We start from the raw sequence: 11,321 nt of genomic DNA, 5'->3' as shown, positions 1-11,321 counted from the left end.
GTTTCATGAGCGAGCCTATAAGTGATCTGGAATGCCGTTGAGGGGGTGTTGATCAATAAGTAACGGTTGCTTGAAGTTTTCTATTGGCGAGCGGGTGCCTCAATTGAATTGATGCTTATTAGGGTTATGCAATCGCTGAGTAGTGCTTGGCCCCGGTGTTTGTGGGCGGCGGAGAAAAACTAATGCATGAATAAAGTGTCGGGCAAGTGTTTTTTTAATTAATTGAAAGTTTAACTTTTTCGAGTGCGACAAGTTCCAATAAGACTTTTATATAAAGTTTTATTTGGGCGTAGTTGCTCCTTTCGGCGTATATAAGCCAAAATTCAAATAAAGAGTGAATGCCTCACTCGAAGCAACTTTCTACTTGGGTCATTGATGTGATCTGAGGGGGTGGAAGTTGGCTGGGAGCGACGCCGGTTCTTCCTTTCCCGTGACAAGACTCCTTCCGTTGGTTCTTGTGGTGCGGGTGACTGCTCCGGGGTGCGGTGCGTCGCCCGTCATTATTCGTTGGCAGCTCAAGAGTGAGCGTAATTCACGGCGCTCGCTATCACCCCTGCATGATCTGATAGGTGCAATTATCGGGCTCGTGGGTGACAGGGCTTTGGGAGTGGGCATGAAGTCGCTGCACACCGGCGCGGTGTGGGCGAAAGGGGGATTTGTAAGCAGATTTGTTCGTCGAGCAGTCCAGGGGCGGATCAACCAGAAATCGCGGCGAGCCGTTCAATGGCTCGCTCGGGGTTGTCACCGCGGTTTACTTCGAGGTTTTCCTGCGCTGCGCCTCAGGGCTTGCGAGGTAGTGCGTAATGACTTCGACACCCCGGTTGAGGTGGTTTTCGAGCAACATCACCGAGTGCTCGATATCCCGGTCCTCGGCGGCCCGCAACAGCGCTCGGTGATCCTCCTGGGACAGTTTGCCCAGGCCCATGGCTTCCAGGTTGAATCGCAGGAAGCGTTCCTCTTCGTTCAACCCGTCTTCGACCAGCTTCAGCAGCCGCTGGTTGGGGGCTTTGTTGTAAAGCGCCATGTGGAACAGGCGATTGAGCCGGCCGATCTCGGTGTAGTCGTGTTCCGTTTCCAACTCGTCGATGTAGTGTGCAGCCTGTTTGAAATCGGCGTCTTCAAGCAGGGGGATCGACCGACGCAAGGCTTCGGACTCCAGCAGGATCCGCAACTCATAGGTCTCTGTCGCATCGCCCTGAACCAACGGTGCGACCACCGCGCCTTTATGGGCGATCACGTTGAGCAGCGCTTGCGCTTCAAGCTGGCGCAAGGCTTCGCGCACTGGCATGCGGCTAACGCCGAACAGGTCGGCGAGGTCTTGCTGACGCAGGGCGGTGCCGCAAGGAATTCGACCGTCGAGAATGGCCGCGCGCAGGGTTTCTTCGATCACCGAGCGTGCCAGATGAGCGGGAATCGGCCCGTTGACCTTGATGCTGCTGAGAGGGTTGGGCTTCTGTGTCACGACAAACGCACCCTGATTGGCTGAAGTATTTGGATCCAAATGGACACTAGTGACTGCCTGACGGGTTGTCAAACGGTCAAAAGGCGCAGTCTTCGGCAGCTCCTGCAGACTTCGCCACAGGAGTTGCTGAAGGCTGCGATCTTTTTATTGCACCCGTAATGCAAAGTTTAGCGTGTTGGCGGTGATCTCACCGTGCCATTGTCTTTTAGCAGACTAACCTTCACCATCAAGCCAGATTTCCATCTGCCTGATCTGGATGCCACGCATTGGCGGTACGTTTCGCGATCCCTCGGACTTTGCGCTGGCTAGGCTGCGCACTGCTGCTGGCCGGCGTCATGCTGGGCGGGCTGCATGCCGACTGGGATTTTTCGCTGATCAGCCGTCGTGCGCAGGCATTGTACGGGCCTTTGGGTGAAGGGCGGCAGCGCATCGATGCCTGGCAGCAGTTGCTGGCCACGCAAAAACAAGTCGGCGAGCTGGAGCAACTCAACGTGGTCAACCAGTTCTTCAACAGGCAGATGCGCTACGAAGAAGACATCGACCTGTGGCACGAGGTCGATTATTGGGAAACCCCCATCGAAGCCTTGTGGAAGGGCGCCGGCGATTGCGAAGACTACGCTATCGCCAAGTATTTCAGTCTGCGTCATCTTGGCGTCTCCAGTGACAAGCTGCGCATTACCTACGTCAAGGCTTTGCGCCTGAACCGCGCGCACATGGTGCTGACCTACTACGCGAGCCCCGAGGCCATGCCTTTGGTGCTCGACAGCCTGATCGATGCAATCAAGCCCGCCAACCAGCGAACCGATTTGCTGCCGGTCTACTCTTTCAATGCCGAAGGGTTGTGGCTGCCGGGTGCCAAGGGCAACAAGAAGGTCGGAGACACCAAACGCCTGTCTCGCTGGCAGGACGTGTTGAAGAAAATGCAGGCCGAAGGTTTCCCGGTCGAGACGATTAACTAGGAGCACGCGCTCAGATGTCTTTGTTCAAACAGCTGTTGATCGCTATTTGTCTGTTCCTGGTGGTCGCCTTCACCGGCAGCTTCATGGTCAGTCTGGAAAGCTCTCGCACCCAGTACGTCAACCAGTTGCGTTCTCACGCCCAGGACGCCGCGACGGCATTGGCACTGTCCCTGACGCCGAACATCGACGACCCGGCGATGGTCGAGTTGCTGGTCAGCTCGATCTTCGACAGCGGTTACTACGCGAGTATCCGCGTGGTCGATCTGACCAACGACAAGACGATTGTCGAGCGCAGCGGCATCCCCGCGGTCACCAACGTGCCCGACTGGTTCGTCAAACTGATCGGCCTGGAACCGGCCGGTGGCGATGCGATTGTCAGCCGTGGCTGGGAGCAGGCCGCGCGGGTCGAGGTGGTCAGCCATCCGATGTTCGCGTTGGCCAAGCTGTGGCAGAGCGCGTTGGGTAGCCTCGGCTGGTTGCTGCTCTGCGGCGCGGTGAGTGCGGTGCTGGGCGCGTTGTTGCTGCGTCGGCAACTGAAGCCGCTGGACTACATGGTCAAGCAATCCCATGCCATTGCTCGCCGGGAATTCTTAAGCCTGCCAGAACTGCCGCGCACCCCGGAACTGCGCCGGGTGGTGCAGGCCATGAACCAGATGGTCGAGAAGCTCAAGGCGCTGTTCCAGGAGCAGGCCGAACGCAGTGAAAAGCTGCGGGCCGAGTCCTATCAGGACAACCTGACCGGCCTGGCCAACCGGCGCTATTTCGAAATGCAATTGAACGCGCGTTTGAACAACTCGGAGCAGGCCAGCTCCGGTTATTTGCTGCTGTTGCGGGTGAAGGATCTGGCCGGTTTGAACCAGCGGCTGGGCGGTCAGCGTACCGATGAATTGTTGAAAGCGGTCGGCGAGCAGTTGTCCCGCGAGTGTGCCAAGTACCCGGAAACCCAGAACCTCGTGACGCGTATTCGTGGCGGGGAATTCGCCGTGCTGGCACCGGGGCTGGTGCGTGAAGAAGCGCTGCAACTGGCGAGTAATCTCGAAAGTGCCTTGGGGAGCCTGCATGCGACGGGCGCCACGGACGTGGCTTCGGTGGCTTCGATCGGGTTGGCGCCGTTTGCCCATGGCGACTCGCCGCAAGCGGTGATCGGGTTGGCGGATCAGGCACTGGCCCAGGCAGAAAGCCAGGGTGAACCGAGCTGGGCATGCCTCGAACAGGGCGCGCCGGCGCGGGGCGGCGACGATCACCACGCCTGGCACACCCTGCTGGATCAGGCGCTGAACCAGCAGCGTTTCGAGCTGTATTTCCAGCCGGTGGTGGCCAGCCACGACACAGAGTTGGTGCTGCATTACAAAGTGCTGTCGCGCCTGCTCGACGAGCAGGACCAGACCATTCCCGCCGGGCGTTTCTTGCCATGGCTTGAGCGTTTCGGCTGGACCGCGCGACTGGACCGTTTGATGCTGGAGTTGGTGCTCGAGCAGATGGTCGACCATGAGGAGTCGCTGGCGCTGAACCTGTCTTCGGCGACACTGGCGGACCCGCAGGCGCTGAACGCAGTGTTCGATATCCTGCGTCAGCATTCGAATCTTGGCGAACGACTGACCCTGGAAATCGGCGAAGAGCAACTGCCCGAGCAGGCGGTACTGGAGCAGCTGACGCGGCGTTTGCGTGAGCTTGGGTTCTCGCTGAGTCTGCAGCGTTTTGGTGGGCGCTTCAGCATGATCGGCAACCTGGCGCGGCTGGGGCTGGCGTATCTGAAGATCGACGGCAGTTACATCCGCGCGATTGATCAGGAAAGCGACAAGCGCCTGTTCATCGAGGCGATTCAGCGAGCGGCGCACAGCATCGATTTGCCGTTGATTGCCGAGCGGGTCGAGACCGAAGGGGAGTTGTCGGTGATTCGCGAGATGGGGTTGTACGGGGTTCAGGGGCAGTTGTTTGGTGAGCCGAAGCCTTGGCAGTAGCCAGCTCATCATTCCCACGCAGAGCGTGGGAATGATCGGCGTCAGGGGTTAAATCAACCCCGTCTCATCATCATCGATCAACTGGCTCAACCCGCCCAACGCCTCACGTGCCTGGGTCCGGTCCATGAGCTTGGCTTGCGCAGCCGGCGGCAGGTCGGTGACGCGGATCACGCCTTTTTGGGTCAGCACCTGAATCAAGTCGTCGAGTACCCGAATCATCTCCAGGTCGCTCTGCTTGAGCTGCTTGAGGCTGGTCTCCACCACTTCGTGGGCATACCAGGCCTGGATTTCATGGTGGTCGGCCGGCAGCGTTTCCGTGGCCTCGGCGTAGGCCGTGGCTTCCACGCGCACTAACTGACCTTGCGCATCGCGTTGCACGTAAAACATTAAGCATCCCTCGGAAATGGACCAGCGTCGTGCTGTCAGCAGCATAGGCCAACGCAGGCGAGTATGCGGTGCGACGACGAAATCGTCACCCGTGAGGTGTGGGCATACATGACGGCCGCCCGGTTGGGGCGGCCGTCAGCCTGCGTATCAGCTGTTGTTGTGATCGATCTTGATGGTCGGGTCACTACCGGCAATCAGCGAGTTGATGCTGGCGCTGGACCAATTGTTACCTTCCAGTTTGATCGTCACGTCCGGGGTGGTCGCTGCGGCATCGGCGCCGTTGAACTTGCCGGCGGAGCTGACTTGCAGGGACGACACGCCGTCCACGGTGGTGATCTTCAGGAAGTGGTCAATCGTGCTGCCGCTTTCACCCTGCAACAAATCACGCAGGTCGATGCGGTCGCCTTCGCTGGCCTTGAAGTCCTTGATCACGTCGCTGCCGGTGTCGCCAGCCTTCCAGATGAAGGTGTCGGCACCTGAGCCGCCAATCAGGATGTCGTTGCCTTGGCCGCCGATCAGCGAGTCATTGCCGGTGCCGCCGAGCAGGATGTCATTGCCCTTGCCGCCGTCGAGGAGGTCGTTGCCGCCCTGGCCGAAGAGAATGTCGTTGCCCGCGCCACCCAGCAGCGTGTCGTTACCATCGTGAGCGCCAGACACGTCGAACGCGGTGTAGTGCTCGGTGATGTACTGGTGCACGTTGCTGGTGGTGACTTTGCTGACGTCGACGCCGGTTTGCTGGGCGACGAACGCCTGCATCGCCTGATAACCCTCGCCGGCAATGCCATTGAAGCTCACCAGATCGCCGAACAGGAGGTCGTTGCCGTCACCGCCGCTGACCGTGTCGGCACCCGGCATTGTCGCTTCGGTATGGCCGATGATCGAGTTGGCCAGGTCCTTGGGGTCGATGTTGGTTTGTGGCGTTTGATCCGAATCGTACGGCTTGAGGTCGGTGAGGGTGACGTCCTTGTTCAGGCCGATGGCCTCCACCGTCGACACGTTGTTCAGCAACGTGAAGCTGCTGCCGGAATTGTCGATGGTAGTGGAATCGGTGTTGCTACCGGTGCCGTCGCGATAGGACAGCTCGTAGGTGCCGTTACCCTCGGCATGCAGGGTGCCCAGTTCGGAACTGCTCCAGCGGCCAGAGTTTTTCAGAGTCTGCAGCGTGACGTTGCCGGCGCTGTCGATGCTCAGGTAGTGAGTGCTGTCCAGATAGTTGGAATAGGTCTGCCCCAACTTGTAGTTGGTGGTGGTGATGACATCATCGAGCTTCACGTTGCCGTACAAGGTCGGGTTGGTCTGTTCGCCGCTCTGGTAGTAGGTCGGCTTGCCATCGGTGATGAAGTACGTGAGGTTCTTCGCACCGGTGTTGGCAATGGCGTCAGCACTCTGGAACCAATTGGCCGTGGTTTTGAACACGTCCTCGTAGTTGGTGCCGCCGCCCGACGACATCGAATCCAGAACGGATTTGAGCAAGGTCAGCGCGTTCGGGTCGTTCAGGTTCACCGACACTGATTTGTTGACCTGGGTGTCGAAGTCCACCAGGAAGATATTCACGGTCCCGGAGTTGCCGCCCAGGCTTTGCTTGAGGGTGTTGAACACCGCCGTCAACGAATCCTTGGCGGCATTGATCGACGTGCTGCTCATGCTGCCCGAGCTGTCGACCATGAACGCGATGTTGTAATTGGTGCCTGGCACCACGGTCAGCCCGCCGATGTCGGCGATCATGATGTCGTTGCCGTCGGTGCCGGTGATCGTGTCGTCGGCCGCCGTGGCGGTCACGGCGTTGTAGACCGCCGGGTATACCGTGACCGGAATCTGCGCGGTGCTCAGTGCCGAACCGCCGAGTGCTTCGGTGGATGTCGAGGTCACGGTCAGGGTGAACTGGCCGTTGTAGTACGGCGGCGGGGTGACGGTCAGGCTGCCGAGGTTCCAGCCGGTAACGTTGGCTTCGCCATTGGTGGTGGTGAAGGTGTGGCCCGCGCCATCGCTGAGCACGGAGCCCGCCGGCATGCCGCTGATCTTCACGCTCAGGCTTTCAGAGCCGTCGGTGTCGGTCAGTGCGGTCTTGATCGCGGACAGGTGAACGCTGGTGCCTTCGGCGCCTTCGTTGAGTTTGTAGCCGTTGTAGTAGCCTTCGCCATTGGTGCCGTGCAGGTCGGAAACCGTCACGCCAGAGGCGGCCAGATCCGCCACGCCGGTGTACAGCGGCACGCCGGCGCTGCTCAGGTCGACCGCTGTACCGCCGTTGACCGACAGGTTGACGTCATAGCTGCCGGGGCCACTCTGGTTGTGGTGGTAGATGTCCAGGGTGTAGTAACCGCTGGTGGTCGGGGTGAACGAACCATTCAGCTTGCCGCCTGCACCCCAAGTCGTCGCGGCCACGTTCTGGCCGCCGATGGTCACCAACAGGCTGTCATCGCCGGTACCGCTGAAGGTGTACGTCTTGCCGGCTTCGAGGTAGATCAGGCCGGAGGTTTTCGAGGCCGTGCCGGCGGTGACACCGCCGTCGGACTGAACGTTGGTCACGGTGCCGGTGGAGTTCGGGGTGCCTGCGGCGTCGATGACTGATTTCAGCGTGCCGGACGGCGCGCCGCTGCCATCGGTGCCCAGGCCCGACAGACCGGTCCAGACTTCCTTGGTCAGGCCGGTGGACTTGACGCTGTTGTCCGCGACGCTCAGGGATGGCGCGTCAGCAACCGGTGTGATGTCGATTTTCACCGTGCCGGTGTTGCCCAACAGTTGACCGTCGGTGGGCTGGAACTTGATCTGCGCGTAGTCCGCCTGGTTATTGCCCGCGCCGCTGCCGTTGTAGCCATCAACACCCGATTCGTTGGCATCCGGAGTGAAGCGCAACTTGCCGGCGTCGATGTCGGCCTTGCTGATGGTCTGGTTGGTCGTTACGTCTTTCCAGGTCGTACCGTCCAGGTACTGCAATTTGCCGTCGCCCGGCAGCTGAGTGATTTTCACCCCCAGGTTGGCGGTCGGGCTGTCGACATCGCTGACGCCGAAGGTCGACCAGCCGAGGATCAGCGGGGTGTCTTCGGTACCGGTGACGTTAACCGGCGCGGCGGTCGGCGCGTCGTTCACGGCCACCACGTTGACCGTGGTGGTCGCGGTGTTGGAGTAATTGCTGCCATCGGTCACCGTCACGGTGATGATCCGCGGCACGGTGCTTGGATCCTCACTGCTGTTGGTGAAGCTGATGTTTTTGATCTGCTGCATGTAGTCGGCCAGCGTCGCGTTGCCCGACAGGGTCAGGGTGACCGTACCGTCCTGGCTATTGGCGTTGATGCTGATGCCATTGACACTGTTGCCGAGGTTCAGCGCATCGCCCGGCTGACGGTTGGTCAGCACGATGGTGGCGCCGGTCAGCATCGTGCTGTCCGGGTCGGTGATGCTCAGGTCGGTGTCGCCGATCGAGACGCCCTGGCCGGTGGTGCCTTCGGTGAAGGTCACGTTGTAGTTGGCCCCGGTGGCGCCGCTGGAGTTGTTGGCGTCCAGGTCGAGAGCCGGCGCGGCATCGTTGTCGATGATCGAGGTGCTGACGCTGCCGTTGGTGCTGCTGACCGCGAGGTTTTCGAAGTTGCCGCCGGTGGCCGAGTCGATCTTGACCACGAAGTTCTCGGTACCCTCGGTGAGCTTGTCGTCCAGCGTCGCGACGTTGAAGCTCGCGCTGCTGGCGCCGGCCGGGATCTTCACGGTGTACACGCCGGTGAAGTCCGAACCGTCGGCGGCGGTACCGCTGTAGACGATTTTCAGGGTCACTTCGTTCTGCGCCGGGTGGGTCAGGCTGACGGTGTAACTGGCGGTCTGGCCTTCGGTCACCGAGGTACTGCCGCTGATGCTGACTTCGGTTTTGTCGATGGTATCGGTGACGGTGGTGACCGCCGGGGCAGTGTTCGGCACCAGGTTYTCGAAATTGCCACCGGTGGCGGTGGAGATGGTGGCCTGGACCGTGCCCGCATCCTTGTAAACGTCATCGGATGGAGCCGGGACGGTCACGGTGCCGGTGGTTTTACCGGCGTCGATGGTGATTACGGCGCCATTGCTCAGGGTCACGGTGACCGGAGTGCCGGCGGCGTTGGTCAGAGTCGCGGTGTAAGTGATCTGACCGCCTTCGGCGACCGAGTTGGATGCGCTCAGGCTGAGATTGGTGGTGTCGACGGTGTCGGTCACGGTGGTGCTGACCGGCGTTTTGTCCGCCACCAGGTTCTCGTAGTTACCGCCGCTGACGTTGGTGATCGAGTTGGTTAGCGGAGCATGGCCGGTCAATGCGTCGTTCGGCGCGGCGGTGGTCACGGTACCGGTGGTTTTGCCGACATCGATGGTGATCGTCTGGCCGTTAGCCAGGGACACGGTGACCGGGCTRCCAGTCACTGGYGCACCGACGGTTGCGGTGTAAGTGACGGTGCCGCCTTCGGCGACGTTCGCAGTCGCAGTCAGCGAAACGGTGCTGGTGTCGATCGTGTCGGTGACGGTGGTCACTGCCGGGGCAGTGCTCGGCACCAGGTTCTCGAAATTGCCACCGGTGGCGGTGGARATGGTSGCCTGGACCGTRCCSGCATCYTTGTAAACGTCATCGGATGGAGCCGGGACGGTCACGGTGCCGGTGGTTTTACCGGCGTCGATGGTGATCACGGCGCCGTTGCTCAGCGTCACGGTCACTGGCGTGCCCGCCGGATTGGTCAAGGTTGCGGTGTAAACAATCGAGCCGCCTTCGGCTACCGAGTTGGATGCGCTCAGGCTGAGGTTGGTGGTGTCGACGGTGTCGGTCACGGTGGTGCTGACCGGCGTTTTGTCCGCCACCAGATTTTCGTAATTGCCGCCGCTGACGTTGGTGATCGAGTTGGTCAGCGGAGCATGGCCGGTCAAYGCGTCGTTCGGCGCGGCGGTGGTCACGGTACCGGTGGTTTTGCCGATATCGATGGTGATCGTCTGGCCGTTRGCCAGGGACACGGTGACCGGGCTACCAGTCACTGGCGCACCGACGGTTGCGGTGTAAGTGACGGTGCCGCCTTCGGCTGCCGAAGCGGTGGCATTCAGGGTCACGGTCGTGGTGTCGACGGTGTCGTTGACGGTGGTGACTGCCGGTGCCGTGCTCGGAACCAGGTTTTCAAAGTTGCCGCCGGTTGCGTCCTTGATGGTTGCTTCAACGGTGCCGGCGTCTTTATAGACGTCGTCCTTCGGCGCATCGACGGTTACGGAACCGGTGGTTTTGCCTGCTTCGATGGTGATGACGGCGCCGTTGCTCAGGGTCACGGTGACCGGAGTGCCGGCGGCATTGGTCAGGGTCGCCGTATAGGTGATCTGACCGCCTTCATCTACAGCGCCGGTCGCAGTGAGCGACAGGTTGGTGGTGTCCGGTGTGTCGGTCACCGAGGTGTCCGCCGACTTGCCGTCGACTTCCAGTTTCTCGTAGTTGCCGCCCTTGGCGTCGTCGATCTTCACGCTCAAAGAACCGCCGCCAGCCAAGGCATCGTTCGGTGCGGTGAAGTTCACGCTGGCGCTGCTCGAGCCAACCGGGATGGTGATGGTCTGGCCATTGGACAGGGTCACGACCACCGGCGAACCGGTGACCGGTGCCGATACGGACGCTGTGTACACCACGGTGCCGCCTTCGGCGACGTTCGTGGTCGCAGTCAGCGAAACGGTGCTGGTGTCGATGGTGTCGTTGACGGTAGTGACCGCTGCCGCTGGGCTGGTGGCCAGGTTTTCAAAGTTGCCGCCTGCGGCATCCTTGATGGTCACTTCGACTTGGCCAGCGTCCTTGTAGACGTCGTCCTTTGGTGCATCGACGGTCACGCTGCCGCTAGTGGCACCGGCGGCGATGGTGATGACGGCACCGTTGCTCAGGGTCACGGTGACCGGTGTGCCGGCGGCGTTGGTCAGGGTTGCGGTGTAAACAATGGAACCACCTTCAGCCACCGAGTCGGTTGCGCTCAGGCTGAGGGTGGTGGTGTCYGGGGTGTCGGTCACCGAGGTATCCGCCGACTTGCCGTCGACTTCCAGCTTCTCGTAGTTGCCGCCCTTGGCRTCGTCGATCTTGACGCTCAAGGAGCCGCCACCCGCCAACGCATCGTTGGGTGCAACAAAATTGACAGAGCCGCTGCTGGCGCCGACCGGAATGGTAATGGTCTGGCCGTTGGACAGGGTCACAACCACTGGCGAGCCGGTGACTGGCGCTGACACGGACGCGGTGTACACCACGGTSCCACCYTCGGCSACGTTCGCGGTCGCACTCAGCGAAACAGTGCTGGTGTCGATGGTGTCGTTGACGGTAGTGACCGCAGGCGTATTGCTGGTTACCAGGTTTTCGAAGTTGCCGCCGGTGGCGGTGGAGATGGTGGCCTGGACCGTGCCCGCATCCTTGTAAACGTCATCGGACGGGGCCGGGACGGTCACGGAGCCGGTGGTTTTACCGGCATCGATGGTGATCACGGCGCCGTTGCTCAGGGTCACGGTGACCGGTGTGCCGGGGGCGTTGGTCAGGGTCGCGGTGTAAACGATGGAACCGCCTTCAGCCACCGAGTTGGATGCGCTCAGGCTGAGGGT

Annotated in this window: 4 protein-coding genes and 1 pseudogene; 2 read left to right on the top strand and 3 right to left on the bottom strand. The window is 60.9% G+C overall.

Features of this window, described 5'->3' with window-relative positions; all coding sequences use genetic code 11:
• Positions 1-751 precede the first annotated feature (751 nt).
• Entirely contained in the window at positions 752-1,462 is a 711-nt protein-coding gene (locus tag AC1DIS_RS29025) for a GntR family transcriptional regulator (RefSeq protein WP_477748668.1), read from the bottom strand.
• A gap of 266 nt (positions 1,463-1,728) precedes the next feature.
• Here AC1DIS_RS29025 and lapG point away from each other — a divergent pair, with 266 nt between their 5' ends.
• Positions 1,729-2,421, top strand: coding sequence for a cysteine protease LapG (lapG, locus tag AC1DIS_RS29020; protein WP_018930302.1), 693 nt, complete (start codon positions 1,729-1,731; stop codon positions 2,419-2,421).
• Between the two features lie 14 nt (positions 2,422-2,435).
• Positions 2,436-4,382, top strand: coding sequence for a cyclic di-GMP receptor LapD (gene lapD / locus AC1DIS_RS29015; RefSeq protein WP_064615724.1), 1,947 nt, complete (start codon positions 2,436-2,438; stop codon positions 4,380-4,382).
• A 48-nt stretch (positions 4,383-4,430) separates the two neighbouring features.
• Here the strand turns inward: lapD and AC1DIS_RS29010 are convergent, their stop codons facing one another.
• Entirely contained in the window at positions 4,431-4,769 is a 339-nt protein-coding gene (locus tag AC1DIS_RS29010) for a hypothetical protein (protein ID WP_019582912.1), read from the bottom strand.
• 147 nt (positions 4,770-4,916) lie between these two features.
• Positions 4,917-11,321 (bottom strand): annotated as a pseudogene (locus AC1DIS_RS29005) (LapA family giant adhesin); the annotation flags it as partial.

The organism is Pseudomonas sp. 05N433, assembly GCF_056396925.1.
The sequence above is the reverse complement of the archived record's forward strand: the minus strand, read 5'-3'. Positions and strand labels throughout refer to the sequence as shown.